This is a genomic window from Lysobacter antibioticus, assembly GCF_001442535.1.
Classification (GTDB): Bacteria; Pseudomonadota; Gammaproteobacteria; order Xanthomonadales; family Xanthomonadaceae; genus Lysobacter; species Lysobacter antibioticus.
Genome location: NZ_CP013141.1, coordinates 2,297,750 through 2,322,448 on the forward strand (window position 1 = coordinate 2,297,750; position 24,699 = coordinate 2,322,448).

28 protein-coding genes and 1 tRNA gene are annotated in these 24,699 nt (G+C 67.7%); 10 read left to right on the top strand and 19 right to left on the bottom strand.

Translation table 11 applies throughout. The annotated features are described in order from the left end of the window. Positions 1–192 precede the first annotated feature (192 nt). From GLA29479_RS09260 to rplM, 3 genes are all read right to left on the bottom strand, one after another. A tRNA-Gln gene (locus tag GLA29479_RS09260) sits at positions 193–267 on the bottom strand. Between the two features lie 45 nt (positions 268–312). Further along, the gene (rpsI, locus tag GLA29479_RS09265; RefSeq protein WP_031371497.1) at positions 313–705 is read right to left on the bottom strand and encodes a 30S ribosomal protein S9; all 393 of its coding nucleotides are present in this window, start codon (positions 703–705) and stop codon (positions 313–315) included. Between the two features lie 10 nt (positions 706–715). After that, complete coding sequence (gene rplM, locus GLA29479_RS09270; protein ID WP_031371496.1) at positions 716–1,144, bottom strand: 50S ribosomal protein L13; 429 nt, start codon at positions 1,142–1,144, stop codon at positions 716–718. 171 nt (positions 1,145–1,315) lie between these two features. On the opposite strand from rplM, the gene GLA29479_RS09275 reads away from it, so the two are divergent. Further along, positions 1,316–2,488, top strand: a complete 1,173-nt coding sequence (locus GLA29479_RS09275; protein WP_169795635.1) for a (Fe-S)-binding protein — start codon at positions 1,316–1,318, stop codon at positions 2,486–2,488. A gap of 37 nt (positions 2,489–2,525) precedes the next feature. After that, on the top strand, positions 2,526–3,167 hold the full coding sequence (gene coq7 / locus GLA29479_RS09280) for a 2-polyprenyl-3-methyl-6-methoxy-1,4-benzoquinone monooxygenase (protein ID WP_057916849.1): 642 nt from the start codon (positions 2,526–2,528) through the stop codon (positions 3,165–3,167). 212 nt (positions 3,168–3,379) lie between these two features. Here coq7 and speD read toward each other — a convergent pair whose 3' ends face one another. Further along, positions 3,380–4,174: an adenosylmethionine decarboxylase gene (gene speD / locus GLA29479_RS09285; protein WP_031371493.1), complete on the bottom strand. Its 795-nt coding sequence runs from the start codon at positions 4,172–4,174 to the stop codon at positions 3,380–3,382. Between the two features lie 216 nt (positions 4,175–4,390). On the opposite strand from speD, the gene crp reads away from it, so the two are divergent. Both crp and GLA29479_RS09295 read left to right on the top strand, forming a co-directional pair. Further along, positions 4,391–5,080: a cAMP-activated global transcriptional regulator CRP gene (gene crp / locus GLA29479_RS09290; RefSeq protein WP_082638457.1), complete on the top strand. Its 690-nt coding sequence runs from the start codon at positions 4,391–4,393 to the stop codon at positions 5,078–5,080. 8 nt (positions 5,081–5,088) lie between these two features. Next, positions 5,089–5,553, top strand: a complete 465-nt coding sequence (locus GLA29479_RS09295) for a global regulator CLP-associated N-acetyltransferase (RefSeq protein ID WP_169795636.1) — start codon at positions 5,089–5,091, stop codon at positions 5,551–5,553. A 176-nt stretch (positions 5,554–5,729) separates the two neighbouring features. Here the strand turns inward: GLA29479_RS09295 and GLA29479_RS09300 are convergent, their stop codons facing one another. The 6 genes from GLA29479_RS09300 to GLA29479_RS09325 form a co-directional block, all read right to left on the bottom strand. Beyond that, positions 5,730–6,476, bottom strand: a complete 747-nt coding sequence (locus GLA29479_RS09300; RefSeq protein WP_057916847.1) for a haloacid dehalogenase-like hydrolase — start codon at positions 6,474–6,476, stop codon at positions 5,730–5,732. Beyond that, positions 6,473–7,264 carry an indole-3-glycerol phosphate synthase TrpC gene (gene trpC / locus GLA29479_RS09305; RefSeq protein ID WP_057916846.1) on the bottom strand — a complete coding sequence of 264 codons (792 nt, stop codon included), beginning with the start codon at positions 7,262–7,264 and terminating at the stop codon, positions 6,473–6,475. Before trpC ends, GLA29479_RS09300 begins: the two co-directional genes overlap by 4 nt. After that, positions 7,261–7,602 carry an antibiotic biosynthesis monooxygenase family protein gene (locus GLA29479_RS09310; RefSeq protein ID WP_057916845.1) on the bottom strand — a complete coding sequence of 114 codons (342 nt, stop codon included), beginning with the start codon at positions 7,600–7,602 and terminating at the stop codon, positions 7,261–7,263. Before GLA29479_RS09310 ends, trpC begins: the two co-directional genes overlap by 4 nt. Before the next feature lie 51 nt (positions 7,603–7,653). Further along, positions 7,654–8,688, bottom strand: a complete 1,035-nt coding sequence (gene trpD, locus GLA29479_RS09315; protein WP_057916844.1) for an anthranilate phosphoribosyltransferase — start codon at positions 8,686–8,688, stop codon at positions 7,654–7,656. A 42-nt stretch (positions 8,689–8,730) separates the two neighbouring features. Continuing rightward, positions 8,731–9,312, bottom strand: a complete 582-nt coding sequence (locus GLA29479_RS09320) for an anthranilate synthase component II (RefSeq protein WP_057916843.1) — start codon at positions 9,310–9,312, stop codon at positions 8,731–8,733. A gap of 598 nt (positions 9,313–9,910) precedes the next feature. Further along, complete coding sequence (locus GLA29479_RS09325) at positions 9,911–10,267, bottom strand: hypothetical protein (protein WP_144436427.1); 357 nt, start codon at positions 10,265–10,267, stop codon at positions 9,911–9,913. A gap of 193 nt (positions 10,268–10,460) precedes the next feature. Here GLA29479_RS09325 and GLA29479_RS09330 point away from each other — a divergent pair, with 193 nt between their 5' ends. Beyond that, positions 10,461–12,029: an endo-1,3-alpha-glucanase family glycosylhydrolase gene (locus GLA29479_RS09330; protein WP_169795637.1), complete on the top strand. Its 1,569-nt coding sequence runs from the start codon at positions 10,461–10,463 to the stop codon at positions 12,027–12,029. A gap of 78 nt (positions 12,030–12,107) precedes the next feature. On the opposite strand, the gene GLA29479_RS09335 is transcribed toward GLA29479_RS09330, so the two are convergent. The 3 genes from GLA29479_RS09335 to GLA29479_RS09345 all read right to left on the bottom strand — a co-directional run bounded on the left by GLA29479_RS09335 (position 12,108) and on the right by GLA29479_RS09345 (position 14,557). Further along, positions 12,108–13,475 carry a sensor histidine kinase gene (locus GLA29479_RS09335; protein ID WP_057971421.1) on the bottom strand — a complete coding sequence of 456 codons (1,368 nt, stop codon included), beginning with the start codon at positions 13,473–13,475 and terminating at the stop codon, positions 12,108–12,110. A gap of 97 nt (positions 13,476–13,572) precedes the next feature. Further along, entirely contained in the window at positions 13,573–14,247 is a 675-nt protein-coding gene (locus tag GLA29479_RS09340; RefSeq protein WP_057971422.1) for a winged helix-turn-helix domain-containing protein, read from the bottom strand. 124 nt (positions 14,248–14,371) lie between these two features. Next, positions 14,372–14,557, bottom strand: a complete 186-nt coding sequence (locus tag GLA29479_RS09345; protein ID WP_057916838.1) for a hypothetical protein — start codon at positions 14,555–14,557, stop codon at positions 14,372–14,374. A 249-nt stretch (positions 14,558–14,806) separates the two neighbouring features. Here GLA29479_RS09345 and GLA29479_RS09350 point away from each other — a divergent pair, with 249 nt between their 5' ends. Further along, positions 14,807–15,103, top strand: coding sequence for an antibiotic biosynthesis monooxygenase family protein (locus GLA29479_RS09350; protein WP_057971423.1), 297 nt, complete (start codon positions 14,807–14,809; stop codon positions 15,101–15,103). A gap of 392 nt (positions 15,104–15,495) precedes the next feature. On the opposite strand, the gene trpE is transcribed toward GLA29479_RS09350, so the two are convergent. From trpE to GLA29479_RS09375, 5 genes are all read right to left on the bottom strand, one after another. After that, complete coding sequence (gene trpE, locus GLA29479_RS09355) at positions 15,496–16,986, bottom strand: anthranilate synthase component I (RefSeq protein WP_057971424.1); 1,491 nt, start codon at positions 16,984–16,986, stop codon at positions 15,496–15,498. 147 nt (positions 16,987–17,133) lie between these two features. Further along, entirely contained in the window at positions 17,134–18,105 is a 972-nt protein-coding gene (yegS, locus tag GLA29479_RS09360) for a lipid kinase YegS (RefSeq protein WP_057971425.1), read from the bottom strand. 1,046 nt (positions 18,106–19,151) lie between these two features. Further along, complete coding sequence (gene rraA / locus GLA29479_RS09365; protein ID WP_057971426.1) at positions 19,152–19,625, bottom strand: ribonuclease E activity regulator RraA; 474 nt, start codon at positions 19,623–19,625, stop codon at positions 19,152–19,154. Continuing rightward, on the bottom strand, positions 19,622–20,302 hold the full coding sequence (rpe, locus tag GLA29479_RS09370) for a ribulose-phosphate 3-epimerase (RefSeq protein WP_187308471.1): 681 nt from the start codon (positions 20,300–20,302) through the stop codon (positions 19,622–19,624). Before rpe ends, rraA begins: the two co-directional genes overlap by 4 nt. A gap of 68 nt (positions 20,303–20,370) precedes the next feature. Further along, entirely contained in the window at positions 20,371–20,706 is a 336-nt protein-coding gene (locus GLA29479_RS09375; protein WP_057971427.1) for a J domain-containing protein, read from the bottom strand. 196 nt (positions 20,707–20,902) lie between these two features. Here GLA29479_RS09375 and GLA29479_RS09380 point away from each other — a divergent pair, with 196 nt between their 5' ends. From GLA29479_RS09380 to GLA29479_RS09390, 3 genes are all read left to right on the top strand, one after another. Further along, positions 20,903–21,832: a phosphoribosylaminoimidazolesuccinocarboxamide synthase gene (locus tag GLA29479_RS09380; protein ID WP_057916832.1), complete on the top strand. Its 930-nt coding sequence runs from the start codon at positions 20,903–20,905 to the stop codon at positions 21,830–21,832. A 210-nt stretch (positions 21,833–22,042) separates the two neighbouring features. Continuing rightward, positions 22,043–22,378 carry a DMT family transporter gene (locus GLA29479_RS09385; RefSeq protein WP_057971428.1) on the top strand — a complete coding sequence of 112 codons (336 nt, stop codon included), beginning with the start codon at positions 22,043–22,045 and terminating at the stop codon, positions 22,376–22,378. Positions 22,379–22,433: 55 nt separating this feature from the next. Beyond that, on the top strand, positions 22,434–22,922 hold the full coding sequence (locus tag GLA29479_RS09390) for an Mpo1 family 2-hydroxy fatty acid dioxygenase (protein ID WP_057971429.1): 489 nt from the start codon (positions 22,434–22,436) through the stop codon (positions 22,920–22,922). A gap of 175 nt (positions 22,923–23,097) precedes the next feature. Here the strand turns inward: GLA29479_RS09390 and GLA29479_RS09395 are convergent, their stop codons facing one another. Next, positions 23,098–23,523 carry a hypothetical protein gene (locus tag GLA29479_RS09395; protein WP_057916830.1) on the bottom strand — a complete coding sequence of 142 codons (426 nt, stop codon included), beginning with the start codon at positions 23,521–23,523 and terminating at the stop codon, positions 23,098–23,100. A gap of 70 nt (positions 23,524–23,593) precedes the next feature. On the opposite strand from GLA29479_RS09395, the gene GLA29479_RS09400 reads away from it, so the two are divergent. Then, the gene (locus GLA29479_RS09400; RefSeq protein ID WP_057916829.1) at positions 23,594–24,481 is read left to right on the top strand and encodes a DMT family transporter; all 888 of its coding nucleotides are present in this window, start codon (positions 23,594–23,596) and stop codon (positions 24,479–24,481) included. Positions 24,482–24,699: the final 218 nt, after the last annotated feature.

Consider the following 24,699-nt stretch of genomic DNA (forward strand, 5'->3'; position numbering starts at 1 on the left):
CAGAAACAAGAAACCCGCCTGATGGCGGGCTCGTCCCCTACAAAACAAGAAACCCGCCTTGCGGCGGGCTCATACCTAAAAAACAAGAAACCCGCCTTGCGGCGGGCTCATACCTCGTAAAACAAGAAACCCGCCTTACGGCGGGTTTCAGGTCGCCGATTCGAGCCGTTGAGCAGGAATCGGACTTGGATGTGGCAGCCCCGGATGGATTCGAACCACCGAATGCCTGAGTCAGAGTCAGGTGCCTTACCGCTTGGCGACGGGGCTATGGTACCGATATTAACGCAAAAACGCGATGCGAAAAAAGAACTATTAGCGCTTCGAGAACTGCGTTGCGCGGCGAGCCTTGTGCAGACCGACCTTCTTACGCTCGACTTCACGAGCGTCGCGGGTCATGAAGCCTGCCTTACGCAGTTCGCCCTTAAGGGTTTCGTCGTACTCGACCAGCGCGCGGGCGATGCCGAGACGGATCGCGCCGGCCTGGCCGGTGATGCCGCCGCCGGCGACCGTCACGTTGACGTCGAACTTGTCGGTCGACTGGGTCAGCTCGAGCGGCTGGCGGACGATCATGCGCGCGGTTTCGCGGCCGAAGAACTCTTCGATCGTACGCTGATTGATGGTGATCTTGCCGTCGCCCTTGCGCAGGAACACGCGAGCGGTGGAAGACTTGCGGCGGCCGGTGCCGTAATTCTGCTGGATAGCCATGGTCTTTACCTTAGATGTCGAGCGGCTGCGGCTGCTGGGCGGTATGCGGATGCTCGGAGCCCTTGTAGACCTTGAGCTTGCGATACATGGCGCGGCCGAGCGGATTCTTCGGCAGCATGCCCTTGACACCGATCTCGATGACGCGTTCCGGGTGGCGCTCGAGCGCCTGGCCCAGCGTCTCGCTCTTCAGGTTGCCGACGTAACCGGTGAACCGGTAGTACATCTTGTCCTGCAGCTTATTGCCGGTGACGGCGATCTTCTCGGCGTTGATCACCACCAGGTAATCGCCGGTATCGACGTGAGGGGTATAGACGGGCTTGTGCTTGCCGCGCAGACGACGCGCGAGTTCGGAGCACAAGCGGCCGAGCGTTTTGCCCGACGCGTCGACGACGTACCAGTCGCGCTGGACGGTCTCGTTCTTGGCGGTAAAAGTCTTCATGACAACTCTTTATGTGGGCACAGTGGTCGGGCTGGTTCCGCCGTTTCCCGGTGCGGGAAGGGCGTCGGAACGTCGCCTCGCGTTGTGATTGCGGAACGAAAGAGGCGGAATGATAGCGGGCAGTCCGGGATCGTGCAAGCCTGGGTTTTGCCCGTGCTAGCATCGATGGTCATGTCGCACGACCGTCGCCCGCCCTCCGCCGATCCCCTGGTGGCTCTGGCCGACCGCTGCGTGCAATGCGGGCTGTGCCTGCCCTCCTGTCCCACTTACGGTCGCGACCGGCTCGAAGCCGAGTCCCCGCGGGGTCGGATCGCCCTGGCCCGGGCCTGGGCCCTGGACAGCATTGCCCCAACCCCGACCTCCGACGCCCATCTCGATCACTGCCTGGGCTGCCGCAGCTGCGAGTCGGTGTGCCCGGCCGGCGTGGATTATGGCCGATTGCTGGTCCTGGCCCGTACCCGCCAGCGCGATCGCCGGCCGCCGGTCTGGCGCCAGCGCCTGATCGAAGGCCTGGCGGCGCGGCCGCGCTGGCTGGCTGCGGCGCTGTCCCTGTACCGGATCGGCCATCCCTGGCTGCCTGAAGCCTGGCGCTCGTTGCCGCGCCCGCCACGACGGCTGCCGATGCCGGCAACACGCCCCCAGGCGGCCGCACAGGCCCGCGCCGGACTGTTCGTGGGCTGCGTGGCCGGTTCCTACGAGAGCGCCGTGCGCGCCGCCACGGTGCGGCTATGCGCCTCGCTCGGCGTCGAACTCGACCCGGTCGCCGGCCAAGGCTGCTGCGGCGCCCTGCACGAGCACGCCGGCAATGCCGCCGCGGCCCAGGACCTGGCCCAGGCCAACCGCAGCGCCTTCTCGGCCCACACTACCGTGCTCAGCCTGGCCAGCGGCTGCCACACCGCGCTGGCGCATTCGCTCGCGCCGCAGGCACAAGTGATCGACGCCATCGCCTACCTCGACCAGTCCGGCGCCGGCATGCGCTTCCGCCCGTCCCAGCAACGCATCGCCGTGCACCTGCCCTGCACCCAGCGCAACGTGGTCAAGTCGGTCCCGGCCTTGCGGCGCTTGCTGGCGCGGGTGCCCGGATTACAGGTGGTCGAACTCGACGCCGGCTACGGCTGCTGCGGCGCGGCCGGCAGCCAGATGCTGACCGACCCGGCGCGTGCGGCCGAATACCGCGCTCCGCTGCTCGAACAATTGGCGCACAGCGGCGCCTCGCTGCTCCTCAGCGCCAACATCGGCTGCCGCCTGCATCTGGGCGGCGGCACTGCGATCCCGGTCCAGCACCCGCTCGAGTTCCTGGCCGGCCTGCTCGACGACGGCGCGAGCGAGCCGGCGGTCGATTAACCGACTTCTACGCCGGCCTCGCCTTAGAATCGGCGCCATGACGACCCGCGAACTCAGCCCCCTGGACCGCGTGCTCAGCGAAGCACAGCGCGCGCTCGATACCGTATTCGGCGCCCCGGGCGCCGAACGCCCGAACCCTGCCGGCAACACCGCCGAACTGGTGCTCGAACCCGACGAGCGCCGTCATTCGGCCGGCCTGATGCGGATCAACCACGTCGGCGAGGTCTGCGCCCAGGCCCTGTACTGCGGCCAGGCCGCGGTCGCCCGCGACGAGTCCACCCGCGGCCACCTGCTCGAAGCCGCCCAGGAGGAGACCGACCACCTGGCCTGGTGCGCCGATCGCCTGCGCGAACTCGACAGCCGCCCGAGCCTGCTGAACCCGCTGTGGTACGCCGGCAGCTTCGCCATCGGCGCCCTCGCCGGGCTGCGCGGCGACGGCTGGAACCTGGGCTTCGTGGTCGAGACCGAGCGCCAGGTCGAGGCCCACATCGACGAGCACCTGCAGTCGCTGCCCGAAGGCGACCAGCGCAGCCGGGCGATCCTGCGGACCATGAAGGCCGACGAAGCCCGCCATGCCGAGAACGCCGAAGCCGCCGGCGCACGCATCCTGCCGATGCCGGTGCCGGCGCTGATGGCGGCGGCATCCAAGCTGATGAAGGCCGTGGCTTACCGGGTCTGAGGTTCGGGCCCCGCCGGGCCTGAGGGGCTCCGAGGAGGATTCGCGCCCTCACCCCGGCCTTCTCCCGCAGGCGGGAGAGGGGGACAAGCGAGCCGGACTCACTCGCTGGAGCCCCGCCTGCCGCGGGCAGAAGAGCGGAAACAAGCCGGGCCGCGCCCGCCCCGCAACGAAAAGGCCGGCTTTCGCCGGCCTTTTCGCATGCGCGCAAAGGCTCAGTCGACCAGGTTGCGGCCGTGGTAGAGCTCTTCGATCTCGCGGCGCAGACGCGCCTCGATCTTCATGCGCTCCTTGAACGAGAGGTTCTTGGCCTTTTCCTCGAACAGGTAGGTGTCGAGGTCGAATTCCTTCAGGTGCATCTTCGTGTGGAAGATATTTTCCTGGTAGACGTTGACGTCGATCATCTCGTAACGCGACTTGATGTTCTTGGCCAGGTAATCCTGGATCGAGTTGATCTTGTGGTCGATGTAGTGCTTCTTGCCCTTGATGTCGCGGGTGAAGCCGCGCACCCGGTAGTCCATCACCACGATGTCGGACTGGAAGCTTTCGATCAGGTAATTCAAGGCCTTAAGCGGCGAAATCACGCCGCAGGTCGCCACGTCGATATCGGCCCGGAAGGTCGCGATGCCGCTGTCCGGGTGGGTCTCCGGATAGGTGTGGACGGTGATGTGGGACTTGTCCATGTGGGCGACCACGGCGTCGGAGATGATCTCCTTGCCGGCCGCCTTTTTGTCGATCACCGGTTCCTCGGAGATCAGGATCGTCACCGAAGCGCCCTGGGGGTCGTAGTCCTGGCGGGCGATATTGAGGATGTTGGCGCCGATGATTTCCGCCACATCCGTGAGGATCTGGGTGAGGCGGTCGGCGTTGTACGCCTCGTCGATGTATTCGATATAGCGCCCGCGCTCGTCTTCCGAGGCGGCAAAGCAAACATCGTAGATATTGAACGAGAGGGCCTTGGTGAGGTTGTTAAAACCCTGCAACCGCAGGCGCGGCAACGGCTTGACCACTGTAGGAATATCCGGACGGACGGCGAGGGCCGCGATTATGAGGCAATTGGCCCCGGGGGGAAACGCAGCTAGGTTTTGGACTGCGTCGATTACAAAAGCGTGACGGTCTCTGCGCTTCCATCATCGCTCTCTATCGGACCGGGATTTTCAACGGCAGGATTTGCTCATGCGGCCGTATCGCCCTAAGCTCGGCCGAAAGCCAAAAGCCCATTCCCAATGTCCGCCAACCCGGTAGCCCCCTTGACTGCATTACGCAGAACCAATAGCCCGTTGTTGCCGGACGGCGCAACGATCGAACGCTTCCTGGCCCATTGCCACCGTCGTCGTTACCCGTCCCGCACGGAGGTGTTTCGCCCCGGGGATCCGGCCAGCACGCTGTATTACGTCGTCTCAGGCTCGGTGAGCATCATCACCGAGGAAGAGGACGGCCGTGAACTGGTCCTGGGCTATTTCGGCCCCGGCGAGTTCGTCGGCGAGCTCTGCCTGTTCATCGAGAGCGACCATCGCGAGGTGATCCTGCGAACGCGCAGCACCTGCGAACTGGCCGAAATCGGACACGAGCGCCTCTACGACCTGCTGCTGACCCGGCTCTCGCTGGACGCGCCCAAGCTGCTGTATGCGATCGGCGCGCAGATTTCCCGGCGCCTGCTCGACACCAGCCGCAAGGCCGGCCGCTTGGCCTTCCTCGACGTCACCGACCGCATCGTCCGTGCCCTGCACGACCTTGCCAAGGAACCCGAGGCCATGAGCCATCCGCAGGGCACCCAGTTGCGGGTGTCGCGCCAGGAGCTTTCGCGCCTGGTCGGCTGCTCGCGCGAGATGGCCGGCCGCGTGCTCAAGAAGCTGCAGGCCGACGGCAAGCTGCACGCCCGAGGCAAGACCGTCGTCCTCTACGGGACCCGTTAAGGGCCCCGGTGGGACGCATCGCGCCCTCCTCCGAGACCGCACCGACGGTGCGGCTCGCGGAGCTGGGCGATGCCAGCGATGTCGCCGAGCTGCTCAGCCAGCTCGGTTATCCCTGCACCCGCGATGAGGCCATCGAGCGCATCGCCGTGCTGCGCGAAGACCCACGCCACGACCTGCTGCTGGCCGAACTCGACGGCCACGCCTGTGGCCTGATCGCCAGCCATACCCGCTATTCGCTGACCCGCGGCAACCTGCTGACCCGCATCACCGCCCTGGTGGTGGCCCAGTCCTGCTATCGCCAGGGCATCGGCCGCCTGTTGCTGCGCGAGGTCGAACGCCGCGCCCGCCGCGATGGGGTCGGCCGGGTCGAGGTCGCCAGCAACATCCGCCGCACCGACGCCCACGACTTCTACCGCGCCTGCGGCTATTCCGACGGCTCGTCGGTCAAGTTCGTGAAGATGCTGGGCGATTGAGGCGAAGGGCTACGGCCCTCGCCGTATTCATCTCAACATCGAAACCGCGCGGCATCGGCTGGATGGCGGTCGCGGCTCGCGCCGCTCCTACCCAAGAGCCGCGCAGCAGGGAGTAGGAGCGGCGCAAGCCGCGACCACGCCCTGCCTCGTGCCGCCGAAAACCGGGCATCCGGCGGCTACTTCGCCGCCGACGACACCGCATCCCCGCCCCGCCCCGGGCAACCCCAGTTCAGGATCGGCGTGCCGGCCGGCAACACGCGCCGGAACATCTCCACCCGCGCGGGCTTGGGGTTGACCACCACCGGCTTGCGCGCGGCCTTGAGCAGCGGCAGGTCGGCGCTGCTGTCGGAATAGGCGGCCTCGACCGGCCCGGTGAAGCCGGACTCGCGCAGCATCCGCATCTTCATCTCGGAATGGCAATGGCGGCGGGCGCCGAGCGCGCCCAGACGCGGGCCGACCAGGGTGCCGACCACCGGCACGTCCTCGTGGGCGACGAAGGCCAGGATGGCGCGCGCCAGTTCCGGCGGCGCGCCGGTCGCGATCACCACGTGATCGCCCTGCTCGCGGTGGTGATGCAGCACGTCGAGCGCGATCGGCAACAGCCGTTCGCGGATCTGCGCGGTGTGCAGGGCGACGTAGCGGTCGATCATCGCGTCGAGCGAGCCGACCCGGTGCATGCCGATGGTGCCGACCCAGACGAAGGCCGAGATGCCGAGGCGGCGCGTCTTCAGCCAGGCCACCATCGGCCCGGCGACCGGCGCGATCGCCAGCGCCAGCAGCATCCGCCACCACGAGCGCTTGATCAGCCAGGCGAACAGATGGCTGCCGGAGTCGCCGTCGTACAGGGTGTGGTCGAAATCGAACACGATCAGCGGCGCGTCCGCGCGCACCGGCGGAAAACGCGCGGGACGGACCGCGCTCACGCCGCGAACAACCGCCGCAGCGCCGCGCCCGGGTCGCGTTCGCGCATGAAGCTTTCGCCGACGAGGAAGGTTTCGACGCCGGCGCCGCGCATGCGCTCGACGTCGGCCGCCGTGGCGATGCCGCTTTCGGTCACCAGGGTGCGGTCGCGCGGTACCGCGGCGCGCAAGGCGATGGTGGTGTCCAGCGAGACCTCGAAAGTGCGCAGATTGCGGTTATTCACGCCGATCAGCTCGCAATCGGTCTGCAGCGCGCGTTCGAGCTCGTCGATGTCGTGGACCTCGACCAACACGTCCATGCCCAGCTCCATCGCCAGCCCGGCCATCTCGATCATCGGCCCGTCCTCGAGCGCGGCGACGATCAGCAGGATCGCGTCGGCGCCGATCATGCGCGCTTCGTAGATCTGGTACGGGTCGACGGTGAAGTCCTTGCGCAGCACCGGCAGCGAGCAGGCACCGCGGGCTTCGCCGAGGTAGGCGTTGCTGCCCTGGAAGAAATCGACGTCGGTCAGCACCGACAAACAGGCCGCGCCGCCGGCCTCGTAGCTGCGGGCGATCTCGGCCGGCTTGAAGTCGGCGCGGATCAGGCCCTTGGACGGACTGGCCTTCTTGACCTCGGCGATGACCGCGGCCTCGCCGGCAGCGTGCTTGCGCTTGATCGCGTCGACGAAACCGCGCGCCGGCGCCTGCGAAGCCGCGCGCGCGCGCAGGTCGGCGAGCGAGCGCACCCGGCTGCGTTGTTCGATCTCCTCGTGCTTGCGCGCGAGGATGGTGTTGAGGATGTCGCTCATGCCTTGCCCTTGCTCCCGTACGCGCGTTCGACCTTGGCCACGCGCAACTCGAAATGTCGATACCAATGTTCGCGCCCGTAGGCGCGGGTGGCGGCGTGTTCGGCCTGCCGTTTCCAGGCGGCGATCGCCGCCTCGTCGGACCAATAGCTTACGGTGATGCCGAAGCCGTCGCTGCCTCGGGTCGACTCGACCCCGAGGAAGCCCGGCTGCTGCGCGGCCAGCTCGACCATGCGCTCGGCCGCCTCGCCGTAGCCGGCGTCGTCCCCGTCGCTGCGCTGCGAGCTGAAGATGACCGCGTAATACGGCGGTTGCGGTAGTTCGGCGAAGCGGGCGGACATGCTGGCTCCCGGGGTTGGTTCAAAAGTCGACAGTCAAAAGCCGCGTCCCCATCACGCCCCCGCCAATTCCCGCGTCAGCGCGACGAACTCGTCGAGCTTGGCGCGCGCGGCGCCGGAGGCCAGCGCCGTGCGTGCGCGTTCGATGCCGTCGGCGATGCTCTCGGCCACGCCCGCGGCGTACAGCGCGGCGCCGGAATTCAGCGCGACGATCTCGCGCGGCAGGCCGTCGCGGTTCTCCAGCGCCTGCAGCAACATGGTCTTCGACTCGGCCGCGTCGGCGACGCGCAGGTTGCGGCTGGCCGCCATCGCGATGCCGTAATCCTCCGGGTGCACTTCGTACTCGCGCACCACGCCGTCGCGCAGTTCGCCGACCAGGGTGCCGGCGCCGAGCGACAACTCGTCCATGCCGTCGCGCCCCCACACCACTAGCGCGCGTTGCGCGCCCATTTCCTGCAGCACGCGCACCTGGATGCCGACCAGGTCGGGATGGAACACGCCCATCAGGATGCTCGGCGCATCGGCCGGGTTGGTCAGCGGGCCGAGGATGTTGAACAGAGTGCGCACGCCCATCTCGCGCCGCACCGGCGCGACCACCTTCATCGCCGGGTGATGCACCGGCGCGAACATGAAGCCGATGCCGGCGCGGTCGATGCACTGGCTGACCTGCTCGGGCTGCAGCTCGATCGCTGCGCCCAGCGCTTCCAGCACGTCGGCGCTGCCCGACTTCGACGACACGCTGCGATTGCCGTGCTTGGCCACCTTGGCCCCGGCCGCGGCGACCACGAACATGCTCGCGGTGGAAATATTGAAGGTGTGGGCGCCGTCGCCGCCGGTGCCGACGATGTCGACCAGATGGGTGCGATCGTTGACCTGCACCGGCCGCGCGAATTCGCGCAACACCGTCGCCGCGCCGGCGATTTCGCCGACGGTTTCCTTCTTGACCCGCAGGCCGGTGAGGATCGCCGCGGTCATGGTCGGCGAGATCTCGCCGCGCATGATCATGCGCATCAGATCGACCATTTCGTCGTGGAAGATCTCGCGGTGCTCGATCGTGCGTTGCAGGGCTTCTTGGGCGGTGAGAGGCATCGTGATTCGTGTCCTGGCAGGCGCGGGCCGCGCCGCGGCGGGTTATCGGGTCAGGAAGTTCTTCAGCAGCGCATGGCCGTGCTCGGTCAGGATCGACTCGGGGTGGAACTGCACCCCCTCGACCGGATACTCGCGATGGCGCAGGCCCATGATCTCTTCGAAGCTGCCGTCCTCGTTCTCGGTCCAGGCGGTGATTTCGAGCGAGTCGGGCAGGCTGTCGCGCGACACCACCAGCGAGTGATAGCGCGTGGCCTGGTAGGCGTCCGGCAGGCCGGCGAACACGCCGCGGCCTTCATGGCGGATGCGCGAAGTCTTGCCGTGCATGATGGTCTGGGCGCGGATCACGTCGCCGCCGTAGGCCTGGCCGAGGCTCTGGTGGCCGAGGCAGACGCCGAGGATCGGCACGCGCGGGCCGAGCTCGCGGATCACGTCCAACGACACGCCGGCATCGTTCGGCGTGCCCGGCCCGGGCGAGATCATGATGCGTTCCGGCGCCAAGCGGTCGATCTCCGCCACGCTCAGGTCGTCGTTGCGGATCACCTTCACTTCCGCCCCGAGCGCCTGCAGATACTGCACGAGGTTGTAGGTGAAGCTGTCGTAGTTGTCGATCATCAGAACGGACATGACGCGCCTCGAATACGGGGAATACCGGAAAGCTGCGCGATCGCGGGCCATGGGCCCGCCATCGTGCCGGTGACGTGTTGCGGGAGATGCGGCGCACTCGCCTGCGGCCGTGCGCAGCGGTACGGCCCGGCCGCGCCCGCAGGCGACAGCCCACGATTATCCCGCCTCGATGAGGCCGCAGACAGGGGGCGGGACCGGAAAAGCGCTCCCGCGTCGGGGAGGCCTAGGCGGCGCTTAGCGGCCGAAAGGTATTTGCCGCGCTCAACGGCTGGAATGCATCGGCCGCGCGGAGCGGCCGGTAAACCTAAGCCGCGCTCAGCGGCCGGGAAGCATTTGATCGTAGGCGGGGTCACGCAGGGAGTCCTCGTAGGGCGGCAGGAAACGGACGACGGCGGCACGCCACCATCGCCAAGCCTGGCCGGCTTTCGGGGAGTTCTGCGGGATTGCGCGAACGATCATGCGGCTACTGTAACCGCTGGATGCCGGTCTGTGCGAGGGCGGCGGGATCGGCCCCGCCGGCGGGCGATGGCCGGGCTCGGGCCGCCGGCGGGGCGGAGGTCGCGGCCCCTCGCAATGGCCGCACCAGCCCGGAACCCGCTCACCCGCGCCCGCAGGGAATCGGCTTGAATCCGAAGTATTCGGCCGCGCCGGTATCGTCCTGCCTGATAAAGTGGCAGCCGGTTTCGGCGTCGCATTCGCCGGCATAGATCGCCAGCCGCCAGCGCACCGCCGGCGACTCTCCGCAGTACACGCCGGTGCCGATGCGCACGAAGACGATCGTCCACAGGCCGGCCGCCAATGCGGTCGCGATCGCGACGCCCGTTGCCCATCGCAACCGGGTTCGAGGCGCGCCGGGTCGATTGAGTGTTGATGCGGACATGCCTGGGCTTCGATAGCGCGGCGAAGGGCACGCGAGCGCAGAGCATAGCCCGAGCGCCGCCATCGCACTGCGCATCGGTCTGCCCGACTCGCGACCACCGACGCCCTGCCCCTGCCGCCCGAGTGTGTGCCAGTTGGCAATAGCAAGAAACGAAGCAGTCTCCGACCGGGCGGACCGATAGCGTGAGTGCCGCCGGCCGCTCTGCGCGGCATCGCTCCGGCACCTCCGTTGCGCTCCGCAACCCGATCCCTACTGAAGGATGGACGTCATGCACGCTCCACGCTCCTCGTTACTTCGCTGCGCGATTCTTCTGGCGACCTTGGTCATCGTCCCCAGCGCGATCGCGCGCGGCCCGGACCGGATCCGCTCGCCGCTGCTGGCGCCCGGCGACGCCGCCGCCTCGGCGCTGTGCTATCCCTTCGTACAACCGAGCCCGCAACTCCTGCGCGCCTCGGGCAAGAAAGTGTTCGCCTGGTATTTCCCGCCGTTCCAGCTTTCGACCCATAACGAGCTCGACAGCAAAAACTGGTACGAGCGCTGGCTCAGCCCGACCGGCGCCAGCAGCGGCAACCTGGAATACCTCAGCACCGGCGGACTGCTGCGCGACCGCCCGCTGCCGATGCCGAAACGTCCGGAGCCGAACTGGAAACAGCTGAACTTCGAGGTCGAGATCCGCCAGGCCATCGCCATGGGGCTCGACGGTTTCATCCTGGAAATGTCGTACCGGCAGGTCCATTCCGACGACCGCTTCAATCGCGTGCGCGACATGCTGGCCGCGGCCAAGGCGGTCGACCCGGAGTTCCGCATCCTGCTCGCGCCCGGCTTCCCAAAGGGCGCGCAGGACACGCCCGACGAACTGGCGCAGACCCTGTTGGCGGTGATCGACCACCCTTCGGTGTTCCGCCTGCCCGACGGCCGCGTGCCGCTGGCGACGTTCTCGCCGGAGCGGCCGGCCAAGGACGGCGGCAAGCCGATCCTGTGGTGGCAACAATTGCTCGACCTGCTGCGCGCGCAAGGCGTCGAGCCGGCCTGGTATCCGATGTTCCTGTCGCGCACGGCGATGAACTCGATCCCGAACCTGGCCGAGTGGCGCGCGACCATGGCCGGCTATTCGATCTTCGAAGGCAAGACCGCCAGCCAGGCCGCATCCAACGTCAGCGAGGCGGTGGACGCGCGCAAATACGGGCTGGACTGGATCGCGCGGGTCGCGTTCCAGGACATGCGCGTGCGCAAGAGTGCCGAGAAAGTCGAACTGCGCCATTGGGAGTCGTCCAACAGCGTCACCCTGCGCGCTTTGTTCGAGAAAGCCATCGAGAGCGATGCGCAGATGCTCAACATCCTCACCTGGAACGATTACGGCGAAACCCAGGTCGCTCCGTCGCGCGATCGCGGCTACGCGGTGACCGATCTGCTGGCCTATTACACGACCTGGTTCAAGACCGGCCAGGCGCCGCCGATCGCCCGCGACGCTTTGTACTACTTCCATCGCAAGCACCGGACCGACGCGCCCTACGACACCGGCAAACAGACCGCGGGCCCGTTCACCATTCCGTCCGGCCCGGTCGCCGAGAACCAGGTCGAACTGCTCGCGTTCCTGACCGAGCCCGGCGTGCTCAGCATCCGCCAGGGCAGCGATCTGCGGACCTTGTCGGCCCCGGCCGGCATGACCTCGTTCAAGGCGCCCCTGGTCGCGGGCACGACGCCGCAGTTCGAGCTCAGCCGCGGCAATCAAGTGGTCGAGTCGTTGACCAGCGCAACGCCGGTCCAGGCGTCGGTGGACTACCAGGACATGACCTACTACGCCGGCGGCAGCATCGAGTGCGCGCGTGCGTTGTAGCCGCATCCAAAGCTTGCCGACTTGGCGGTCGTCTGCGGCGCGGCGCGAAGGCCGCGCCGCAGACACGATCATGAATGCCTAGCGCAGGCCCGGATCGAGTGGCAGCACCAGCGTGACCCGCAATCCCGGCGCGTTGTCGCCGAGGCCGACCTGGCCACCGTGGCGCTGCACGATCGCACGAACCAGGCTCAGGCCCAGGCCGGTGCCGGGCGAGCCGCGATGCGTCTCCATGCGCTGGAACCGGTCGAACACCCGTTCGCGGTCGGCCTCGGGAATGCCGGGGCCGCGGTCGTCGATCCTCACGGCCAGGTTCTGGCCCTCCCGCCGCAGGCTCAGCGCGACCTCGCTCGCGACTGGCGCGTACTTGACCGCGTTGTCGAGCAGATTGACCAACATCTGGAACAACTGATCGGCATCGCCGCGCAAACGCGCCTCGCCCGCACCGGCCAGGTCCGCGCTGAGCGCGATGCCGCGTTCGGCCGCGATCGGCGTGTACAGCTCGACCGCGTCGCGCACCAACTCGGACAAGTCCAGCGCCGGCTCGTCGTGCACCGGCGGTTGCGCCTCGATCCGCGCCAGCCGCAGCAGGGCGCCGAAGGAATGAAGCAGTTGGTCGGTTTCGCCGATCGCCGCGTCGAGCTGAGTATCGGCTTCGCCCGCGCCGTGGCGCCGGCGCAGCTCTTCGAGGCGGTTGCGCAGGCGGGTCAACGGCGTGCGCAGGTCGTGGGCGATATGGTCGGTCGCATGGCGCACGCCGCCGAGCAATTCCTCGATGCGGTCGAGCATGCCGTTGAAGCGGCGCGCGAGCCGGTCGAAGGCGTCGTCGCTGCCGTCGAGTCGCGCGCGCAGGCCGAGTTCGCCGCTGCCCACGCGCACCGCGGTGTCGTCGAGGTGGCGCAGCCGGCGCGAGACCCAACGCGAAGTCAGCCAGCCGATCAGCGCGCCCAGCGTGGCCGCGACCAGCAAGGCCGCCAAGGCGGTGCGCAGCATCAGCGCGAGAAAACGATCCTGGCTGCGGGTGCGGGTGCCGGTCAGCAACGTGGTGCCGTCGGGCAGGCGTTGCAGTTGCGCGACCACCCGCAGGTCGCCGTCCCCGCCGTGTTCGGTGAACTCGACCCAGCGCGCGCCTTGGCGATGCGTGGGCAGGTCGCGGTAGTCGCCAGCGACGACACGGCCGTCGGTGGCGGTCAGCGCGTACACCGCATCCGGATCTTCGTCGTTGGCGATGCGTTCGCGCAGTTCGCCGAGCAAGGCGGCGCGGCCTTCGTCGCGATACACCTCGACCAGGCCGGCGGCGTCCACCCGCACCAGTTCGCGCGCGTCCTGGGTCAGCATCGCCGAGACCGCGTAGTGCACGCCGATGCCGAGCAGCACGAAGGCGAGCAGGAACGAGGCGGTCACCGCCAGCGCCAAGCGCGCGCTGGTCGAACGCGGGCTCAGGCGCATGTGCCGTGCCCGCACGAAGAGCAAATCCCCCCTGCCCGCCTTTTGCAAAGGGGGGAGTTCAGAGCTGAAGCGTTCAGCGCTGACACGCAGGACGCGCTCATGCGCCGAGCCGATAGCCGGCGCCGCGCACGGTGTGCAGCAGCGGCCGCGCGTGGCCCTGGTCGATCTTCTGGCGCAGGCGGCTGATGTGCACGTCGATGACGTTGGTCTGCGGATCGAAGTGATAGTCCCAGACCGCTTCCAGCAACATGGTCCGGGTCACCACCCGCTCGGCCTGGCGCATCAGGTACTCGAGCAGGCGGAATTCGCGCGGCTGCAGCTCGATGCGTTTGTCGCCGCGACGCGCCTCGCGGCTGAGCAGGTCGAGTTCGAGATCGGCCACGCGCAAGCGGGTCGGTTCGCTGCCGCCGGCTTGGCCGCGCCGCAGGATGCTGTCCAGGCGCGCGCTGAGTTCTGCGTAAGCGAAGGGTTTGACCAGGTAGTCGTCGGCGCCGGCGCGCAGGCCTTCGACGCGGTGGTCGACTTCGCCGAGTGCGGTCAGCAACAGCACCGGCGTACGGTTGCCGGCGCCGCGCAGGGTCTGCAGCACCACCAGGCCGTCGAGCCCGGGCAGCATCCGGTCGAGCACGAGCGCGTCGTAGTGCTCGGTGGTGGCCAGGAACAGGCCGTCCTTGCCGTTGCCGGCCTGGTCGACGGCATGGCCGTCCTCGCGCAGGCCCTTGGCGATGAAGCCGGCGGTGTGGGGATCGTCTTCGACGAGCAGGACGCGCATGCCGACTCCGGAATCGCGGACGGTGCGTGAGGCGGGACTGAAAAAGAATACCCCGCCGGCTCGCACCGGCGGGGCAAGGAACCCACGCCGACGATGCGTGGGGCTCGGGGGAGCGGGCGAAGGATCAGTTGGCGGCAGGCGCCGCCGCGGCAGAAGCGGTCTTCGTCGCCTTCTTGGCCTGGTGGTGTTTGTGTTTGGCGGTCTTGGCGGCCGGGGCGGCGCTCGAAGCGGTCGTCGCCGGCGCGGCGGCGAACGCGGAACCGGCGAACGCGGTGAGAGCGACGGCGATCAGGGCATTGCGGACGTTCATCTGTGGGCTCCTGGAAACGATTGGATTGGGATTCCTGCCGGTGGGGGCGTCCCCATCGCGAAGACAGGTTGCGCCGGCGGGCCTCGCCGCGAGCTTTCCGCTGCATGAACTTTTTGTAATGTGGCCCGGCGTGGGAAAGCGACACCGGCCGCGCGGCTCGTCGGCGCCGGATCGCCACCGCATACGGCTACAGCTCCATCGGTCTCGGGCATGATGCGGGCGAAACTCACCGCCTATAGGAGCCGACCCATGATCTGCCGCATCTGGCATGGCCGTACCCACGCCTCGCAAGCCGACGCCTACGCCGCCTTCCTGCAGCAGCGCGCGGTGGCGGATTACCGTTCGGTGCCCGGCAATCTGCAGGTACAGATTCTGCGACGGGAAGAGGGCGAGGTGACTCATTTCCTGACCGTCACCCATTGGGAATCGGAAGCCGCCATCCGCGCCTTCGCCGGCGAGCATCTGCTGCAGGCCAAGTATTACGACGAAGACCGGGATTTCCTGCTCGAATTCGAGCCGCTGGTGCAGCACTACAGCGTGGTGTGAACCCGCTCGATCAGTCGACCGGCGAAAACGCCGGCGCAGCTCTTTGTAGGAGCTGCGCAAGCTGCGACCACGACACTTCGCCCGCCGGCGCAGGTCGCGGCTCGCGCCGCTCCTACCCCAAAGCGGATTCGAGCGACCGGGCAAAAACGACGACAACGGCAGCGCAGCTCTTTGCAGGAGCTGCGCAAGCTGCGACCGCGACACTTCGCCCGCCGGCGCAGGTCGCGGCTCACGCCGCTCCTACCCCAAAGCGGATTCGGGCGACCGGGCAATAAACGACGACAACGGCAGCGCAGCTCTTTGTAGGAGCTGCGCAAGCTGCGACCGCGACACTTCGCCTGCCGGCGCGGTCGCGGCTTGCGCCGCTCCGACCCCAAAGCGGATTCGCGCGCTTACAACCCGCGCGCAGCCTCGCCCACGGCGCGGAACAGGGCGCGGCCCTTGTTCATCGTCTCTTCCCACTCCTTCTGCGGGTCGGAGTCGTAGACGATGCCGGCGCCGGCTTGCACGTGCAGGCGGCCGTCCTGGATCACGGCGGTGCGGATCGCGATGGCGGTGTCGGCGTCGCCGTGCCAGCCGATGTAGCCGACCGCGCCGGAATAGACGTTGCGCTTGATCGGCTCGAGTTCGCGGATCACTTCGAGCGCGCGGATCTTCGGCGCGCCGCTGACGGTGCCGGCCGGAAAGGTCGCGCGCAGCACGTCCATGTAGCTCATGCCCGCCTTCAAACGGCCGGTCACTTCGCTGACGATGTGCATGACGTGGCTGTAGCGCTCGATCACGAACTGCTCGCCGACTTCCACCGTGCCGGGTTCGGACACGCGGCCGACGTCGTTGCGGCCGAGGTCGATCAGCATCAGATGCTCGGCGCGCTCCTTCGGGTCGGCCAGCAATTCGGCTTCGAGCGCATTGTCTTCCTCGACCGTCTTGCCGCGCGGACGGGTGCCGGCGATCGGGCGCACGGTGACTTCCCCGTCCTGCAGACGCACCAGGATTTCCGGCGACGATCCGACCACCTGGGTGCCGCCGACGTCGAGGAAATACATGTACGGCGATGGGTTCAAGGCGCGCAGCGCGCGGTAGACGTCGACCGGCCGCGCCTTGAACGGCACGCTCAGCCGCTGCGACAGCACGACCTGGAAGATGTCGCCGGCGCGGATCAGTTCCTTGGATTTCTCGACCGCGTCGATGAAGCCTTCGCGGGTGAAACCGGATACGAAATCGCCTTCTTCGAGCCCGGCCGGGTCCAAGGTTTCCGGGTAGCTCGCGCCGCCGATGCGCAGCCGGTGCACGAGCTGGTCGAGACGGCGGTTGGCGCGGGCGAAGGCCTGCGGCTCGCGCGGGTCGGCGTGCACGATCAGGTACAGGCGGCCCTTGAGGTTGTCGAATACCGCGATCTCCTCGCTCTGCATCAGCAGGATGTCGGGAGTGCCGAGTTCGTCGGGCTTGTGCACGCCGTCGGACTGCGGGCCGGCCAGCCGGTGCTCGATGTACTGGATGCACTCGAAACCGAACCAGCCCACCAGGCCGCCGGTGAATCCCGGCAGGCCGTCGATCTTGGGCACCCGGTATTCGGTGCGCAGGCGCTCGACTTCGGCCAGGGGGTCGTCGACGACGCGGCTGTCGACCAGCTCGCCGTGCTCGGTGACGAACAAGGTGTGGCCGGCGAAGGCGTACACGCGCTGCGCGGGCAAGCCGATGATCGAATAGCGGCCGAAGCGTTCGCCGCCCTCGACCGACTCGAACAGGTAAGTGTGCGGGCCGTCGGCGAGCTTGAGATAGACCGAGAGGGGGGTATCGAGGTCGGACAGGACCTCGCGTACGACCGGAATACGGGTGTAGCCGTTAGCGGCCTGTTGCTGGAAGAGTTCGTGCGAAATCACGCGGCAGTTCCTTCATGGACGAGTGGGCAGGAGCGACGATGGCCGACGGCCACCATCGCCAACCCACGTCGGCACAAAGGAAATGCGGGTTCGCCCAGGCTTTCATGGACGCTACTGTAGCCGCTTCGCCGGCGCCGCGCGACGGCCTCAGCCGGCAACCGCCCGGGACGATTCTTGCAACGTCGGCGCCATGGCCGACAGCAGCGGGCAGGCGACCGGCAGGTGCATGCGCACGCGGCCGGCCACGCAGTCGATGCGGAAGTGGTGCGAGCAGACCGGTTCGCCATCCAGGTTGAGGGTCAGCGCCCGCGGCGATTCGATCTCGACCCAGCGCAACTGCACACGGGTGGCGACGCGATCGAGCGCGGCATGCTTGCCTTCGGTCAACAGGGTGCGCACGGTCGCGCCGACTTCGCCGGACAGGTCGGGCACCACGGTGACGTCGAGCAGGCCGTCGTCGATCAGGGCGTCCGGGCACAGGACCTGGCCGCCGCCGGCCTGCTTGCCATTGCCGATGCCGAGGGCGATGAAGTCGCCCTCCCACTCGAAGCCCTCGCCGTGGATACGGGCGCGCATCGGCTCGATACGGCCGAGTTTGGAAATCCCGGTAACCAGATAGGCCAGGCCGCCGAGCATTTTTTTGAGGCCGGCGTCGGTCTCGATGGTCACCTGGGTGCCGAAGCCGCCGCTGGCGAGATTGGCGGCCCAGTGCAGGCCGTCGGGCGCTTCGAGACGGATCAGGTCGATCGGCTGCGGCGGCCGGCGCGCGATCAGATCCAGCGCCAGCGTGGGGTCGCTCGGAATCAGCGCAGCGCTGGCGAAATCGTTGGCGGTGCCGAGCGGCACCAGCCCGAGCGAGGGCAGCACGTCGGCGGATTCGTCGCGATGGGCCAGCGTGGTCGCGACCTCGCTGAGGGTGCCGTCGCCGCCGGCCGCGACGAGGGTATCGACGCCGTCGGCGATGGCCTCGGCCACATAGCGCTCGGCGTCGCCGCCCTCCCAGGTGACGCGGACATCCAGGTCGATACCGCGCTCGCGTATCGCGACCACGGCCTCGCGCAAGTCGTCGTCGCCGGCGGACTTGCCGTTGAGAATCAAGCGCCAACGAGGTTTGGGCATGGAGAAGTGAGTCCCGGACGGAGCCCGCGAGGCTAGCAGTCTTGGGGGAACTACCGGTGAACACCGGCGGGGCGGCGGACATCCGACCGCCGATGCTGGGCGCACAAAAGTCCGAATCCGCCACTTTTGTCACACACCGGTCATGGTTGATCCGGAGTATAGGAGGCCATATCAGGGACGACGGGCGGAGGCTGGATTGCCTCCAATTATTCCGGGACGCGGGCCGCAAGGCCCGCGTCCTTTGCTTTGGGGCGCTGCGCTGGGCTCGAAACGCCCCGCCCCATTCGCCGTCGCCCCGCATCGCCGACCGTTGCCGTTGCCGTTGCCGTTGCCGTTGCCGTTGCCGTTGCCGTTGCCGTTGCCGTTGCCGTAAAGATTTTGCGGTTGCTGTGCGCCGCCTCGCACTAGCGAAGGCCATAGAAGACCCGGAGGGCGGCCGGCAAGGATGCCGGCCGTTTTTCATCGGGACAGGGATGTCCCGTATGAAAAAGCCCTGCGTATGCATCGCTCATGCGGGCCTTTGATTCAAAGAAAAGCATTTTTCTTTGGTTACCTTTCTTTTGTTGCTTATGACAAAAGAAAGTAACCCGCCGCTTTAGTGGCGGAAGCTTTTGGCGTTTGATCTTTGCTCTGCAAAAGCGCCAAGCAAGAGCAGAGCTTCCGTCCGCTGACGCGGCCGGGTTACTTTCTTTTGCTAAGCCCAAAAGAAAGGTAACCAAAGAAAAGGGCTCTCCTTGCAAGGGCACAGGCCACGAGTGCGGTGCTGTCGCCGGGATTTTCCGATAAGACGTCCCTGTCTTATCGGAAAACGCCGCACGTCCTGTGCGGCGCCCTCCGGGTCTACAGTTGACCGGTAAAGCGACAAAGCAGATCAAAACCATGGCAAGGCCATCGTTCGGGAGGGCGATCGCCATCAAGGCGCCACGAGCGCCTGCAGGCATGACCTACACCGCCGCCATGAGAAAAAGACACGAGATTCAGATCTTGAGGTCGCGGCTTGCGCCGCGCCTATCCTTGGGTACGCCAGCGCGACGGTGCGCGTCAGCTCAACGCAAGACTTCGTCCGCCAACACCACCCCATCCTCATCCGCGCACAGCCAATCGCCGGGGCGAATGACCAGACCGCCGATCTCGACCGCCACATCGCGCGCACCCTGACCGAGTTTGTCGGTCTTGCGCGGGCAGGTGCCCAGCGCCTTGACGCCGAGTGCCATCGCCCCGATCGCGCCGCTGTCGCGGATCGCGCCGTAGACGACCACGCCGGCCCAGCCGTTCTCGACGGCCTTGGCCGCCAACAGATCGCCGAGCATCGCGCGGCGCATCGAGCCGCCGCCGTCGATCACCAGCACGCGGCCGTTGCCGGCTTCGGCCACGGCTTCGCGCACCAACGAATTGTCTTCGTAGGCCTTGATCGTGCTGACCAGGCCATCGAAGGCCAGGCGCCCGCCGTAGTCGCGCAACGGCAGGTCCAATATGCGAACCCGTGCCTCATGCAGATCGCACAGGTCGCAGGTGTTCATCCGCGCACCGCCGCGACCGCTGCCTTCATCTTGCCGATCACCTCGGCGTAATCGGGCGCGTTGAATACCGCCGAACCGGCGACGAAGCTGTCGGCGCCGGCCGCGGCGATCTCGGCGATGTTGTCGGTCTTGACCCCGCCGTCGATCTCCAACCGGATCGCACGGCCGCTGTTGTCGATGCGTTCGCGCACGCGGCGCAGCTTGTCGAGCGCCGAGGGGATGAAGCTCTGGCCGCCGAAGCCCGGGTTGACCGACATCAGCAGCACCAGGTCCAGGTCTTCCAGGACCCAGTCGAGCACTTCGATCGGGGTCGCCGGATTCAGCACCAGGCCGGCCTGGCAGCCGTGCGACTTGATCAACTGGATCGTGCGGTGCACGTGGCCGCTGGCTTCGGGATGGAAGCTGATGATGCTGGCGCCGGCCTTGGCGAAATCGGGGACGATGCGGTCGACCGGCTCCACCATCAGGTGCACGTCGATCGGCGCGGTCACGCCGTGCTTGCGCAGCGCCTCGCAGATCATCGGGCCGATGGTCAGGTTCGGCACGTAATGGTTGTCCATGACGTCGAAATGGACCCAGTCGGCGCCGGCCTTGAGGACGTTGTCGACCTCCTCGCCGAGCTTGGCGAAGTTGGCCGAGAGGATCGAAGGGGCGATGACGGTGGATTGCAGGGACATGCGACGGGGCCGGTACGGACAGGCGGCCATTGTCGCCTCCCCCAGCCGGGGGGCCAAGCGCGGACGGATCAGCGGCGCTGGCGCAGGGTCTTGATGCGGTCGTAGGCGCGGTTGATCTCGCGGGCGCGCTGCTCGGCCTGGCTGCGCAGTTCCGGGGCGGCCTGGGTCACTCGGTCCGGGTGGTACTGCGCCATCAGCCGGCGGTAGGCCTGGTCGACCTCGCTGTCGCTGGCCTCGGTGGTCAGGCCCAGCACCGCATAGGGGTTGTCGCCGCGCAGCTTGAACCAGTCGGTATCGAAAGCGTGGCCGATCAGCAGGCCGATGATGGCCCCCAGGAAGGGGTTGCCGCGCAGCAGCGCCGCGCCGGCGAAGAAACCCAGCAATTTGCCGTACCAGCGCTTCATCCGCACCCATCGTCCCGGGCCGTTCGCGGCCCGCCCAGGCCCGTGCGGGCCGCCGGACCCCAGTCTACCTGCACGCGGACGCCAGCCGGCGTACACTGCCCGGCCCCGTCGCGCCTGCGCGCGCGAGCCGTCCGGCTCCGGCGGCGCGAAGCGATGGGGGGAATCATCTATGCCGCCGCCATCAGGGGTCCCCACGTTGACGACCACACTGCTGCAATCCGAACTGCCCGGCCTGCCCTTGCGCCACCGCGGCAAGGTCCGCGATGTCTTCGACCTTCCGGCCGATCGCCTGCCCGCGGGCGCCGCCCCGGGCGGTGACTGTCTGTTGATGGTCGCCACCGACCGCCTCAGCGCCTTCGACGTCGTGCTGCCCGACCCGATTCCGGGCAAGGGCGAGATGCTCTGCCAGATCAGCAACTTCTGGTTCGGCAAGACCGCGCACATCATTCCCAACCACCTGACCGGGATCGACGTCGCCGCGGTGTTGCCCGAGGGCGTCGACGCCCGGCTCTACGCCAAGCGCACGGTGGTGACCAAACGGCTCAAGCCGGTGCCGATCGAGTGCATCGCGCGCGGGTATCTGATCGGCAGCGGCTGGAAGGACTACCAGCGCACCGGCCGGGTCAGCGGCATCGCCCTGCCGAGCGGCCTGCGCCAGGCCGAACAATTGCCCGAGCCGATCTTCACCCCCTCGACCAAGGCCGCCGTCGGCGACCACGACGAGAACATCGACTTCGACACCGCCGTGCGCACGGTCGGCGCCGGGCTCGCCGAAGCGGTGCGCGACGCGACCCTGCGCCTGTACCGCTACGCCGCCGACTACGCGGCCGAGCGCGGCATCCTGCTGGCCGACACCAAGTTCGAGTTCGGCACCGATGCCGACGGCCGTCTCTACGTCATGGACGAAATGCTGACGCCGGACTCCTCGCGCTACTGGCCGGCCGACCAGTACCAGGTCGGCACCAGCCCGCCGAGCTACGACAAGCAGTTCGTGCGCGACTACCTGGAGACGCTGGGCTGGGACAAGACCCCGCCGGGTCCGAACCTGCCGGCCGAAGTGATCGAGCGCACCCGCGCCAAATACGCCGAGGCGCTGCAGAAACTCGCCGGCATCTCGATCGACTGACACCCCACCGGCCCGCACATGCGGGCCGGTTCGGTTTTAAGCGCCCCCCACCGGGGCCTGCCCGGCCAATCGCGTGCGCAGGCGCGGCCAACCTGCTTTCGCGCGCCTCATGCGCCGCGCGATCCGCGCCACACTCGGGGCCCGACCACGGATTCAGCCCTGCCGCCATGCGCGTTACTCTGGCCCGATCGTCTCTCTCGCGAGTACCGCATGAATATCGGTTACCTGTACCTGACCATCGCCATCGCCGCCGAAGTGGTGGCGACCAGCGCGCTCAAAGCCTCCGAAGGTTTCACCCGCACCGTGCCCTCGCTGATCGTCGGCATCGGCTACGCGACCGCGTTCTATTTCCTTTCGCTGGTGCTGCGCACGGTCCCGGTCGGGGTCGCCTATGCGATCTGGTCCGGGGTCGGCATCGTCCTGATCGCCGCAATCGGCTGGCTGTTCATGAAACAGACCCTGGACGCCGGCGCGCTCGTCGGCATCGGCCTGATCGTGGCGGGGGTGGCGGTGATCCAGCTATTCTCGAAGTCCGCGGCGCACTAGCCGCAGGCACCCAACCGCGGACATTGCGTCCGCCCCGCCGCAACGGGAGTCGACCATGAGCACCGTCGCCGAGTCGTCGCAACGCCCCATCGACCGCTGGTTCGCCAGTTATTCCGGCGACCATCGCAACGCCACCAACCAGAGCATCCACGTCGTCGCGGTGCCGGCGATCCTGTGGAGCGTCATCGCCTTGTTGTGGTGCATCCCCGCCCCGGGCACCTACTTTCGCCCGGGCGCCTGGGCCGCGCTGGCGATGTTCGCCGCGCTGCTGTTCTACTACCGGGCCTCGCGCAAGCTCGGCTTCGGCATGCTGGTGCAGTTCGTGGTGTTGTCGCTGATCGCGCATTGGATCGCACAAGGTTTCGGCATCACCGTGCTGCTCTACACCGCCATCGCCGTGTTCGTGGTGGCCTGGATCGCGCAGTTCATCGGCCACAAGATCGAAGGCAAGAAGCCGAGCTTCCTGACCGACCTGACTTATCTGCTGATCGGCCCGGCCTGGGTGCTGTCGAAGCTGTACCGTAAGTTCGGCTGGTCGTACTGAGCGATCCGCGGCGCGACGCTTACGGTAGGAGCGGCGTCCTACTGGATTCCCTTCGGTCCCGAGCCGCGACCGCACCGTGGCGACGATCTCGCCGGCCACGGTTTGCGATCGCATGGCGCCCCTAATTAAGGCAGCTCCTTAAGGCAGCCCGGCATCCCGCCGCATCACAACGACTTCAGGTAATACCGCCCAGCAGATACACACACAGCCCCGCCTGCGCCCACAGCACCGCGCAGGTCGGCGCCGACACCGACAAAGCCCGCGACCAGCTCAAGCGCAGCCCGTCGGGGCCGGGCAGATGGATGCGCACGCTGAAAGCCAGGGCCAGGCACGACAGCGCGAAGGCGATCGCCGCGAACGGCCAGCCGGAGCTGGCGGCCTGGCCGTGCAGGACGATCATCGCCGTCACCGCCAACATCGCCCACAGCACCAGGGCGAACACCACCGACCACAACGCCGCGCCATAGGCCGGCCGCGCCTTGACCAGCTGCGATACCCAGCCGCGCAGCAACCACGCACTCGGCATCAGCCAGAACACCAAGGCCGCGATCGCCAACATCCCCCAGACGAACGGGCCCGCGGCCTGCAACGCTTGCTTCACAATACTTCTCCCGTCACGCCATTCGCGACCCGCTCGAGCGGCCGTCACGATAGCCCAATCGACCTCCCCCATGCCCGTTCGCGACATCGTCCTGTTGCTGCTCGTCGTCCTGTCCTGGGCGCTCAACTTCCTGACCTCGGCCTATGCGCTGCGCGAGATCCCGCCGCTGCTGTTCACCGGCCTGCGTTTCGCCCTGCTCGCCCTGCCGCTGGCGTTCTTCGTCAAACGCCCGGCGCCGGGCCAGTGGCCGCGCCTGATCGCGGTCTGCCTGTGCATCGGCGTGCTGCATTTCGGCCTGAGCTTCAGCGCGCTCAAAGCCGCCGGCGACCTGTCCTCGCCGGCGATCGTGCTGCAAAGCTATGTACCGATGACGGCGGTGCTGGCCTGGTGGCTGCTCGGCGAGCGCTTCGCCTGGCGCACCGGAATCGCCATCGGCTTGAGCTTCGCCGGCGTGCTGGTGCTCGGCTTCGACCCGCTGGTGCTCGACAAGCCGATGGCGGTGGTGCTGATGCTGGTCTCGGCCGCGTTCCTGGCCCTGGGCACGGTGTTGATGAAAGGCCTGCGCGGTCTCGATGCTTATAGCCAGCAAGGCTGGACCGCGCTGATCGCGGTGCTGCCGCTGATCGGCCTCAGCATCGCCGTCGAGCCCGGCGGGCTGGCCGCACTCGGCTCGGTGAGCTGGGTCGCCTGGCTCGGCGTGGTGTATGCCGCGTTCGTCTCGTCCCTGCTCGGCCACGGCCTGTATTACGTGCTGGTGCAGCGCCACCCGGTCGCCAAGGTCACCCCGTGGCTGCTGCTGGTGCCCGTATTCGCCATCGCCCTCGGCGTCGCTTTCTGGGGCGATCGCCCCGGCCCGCGGCTGTGGATCGGCGGCGCGATGGTGCTGGGCGGCGTGCTGATCATCGCCCTGCGTTCGCTGGCGAAGTCGCGCACGCCGGCGTCGGCGACGGATGCGTGAGCAAAGGGGGAGGAGCGGTGCGAGCCGCGCCCCCCGGGACGCGCAGAGGCAATGCCGAAATCATCCGCCGAAGCGGCGTGCTGTCGCGGGGTAGGAGCGGCGTCCTACTGGATTTCCTTCGGTCACAAGCCGCGACCGCGCTGTAACGGGTTTGCGGCGTTTCGCTCAAGCAAGATCAAGATCAAGATCAAGATCAGGATCAAACGCTAAAAGCTTCC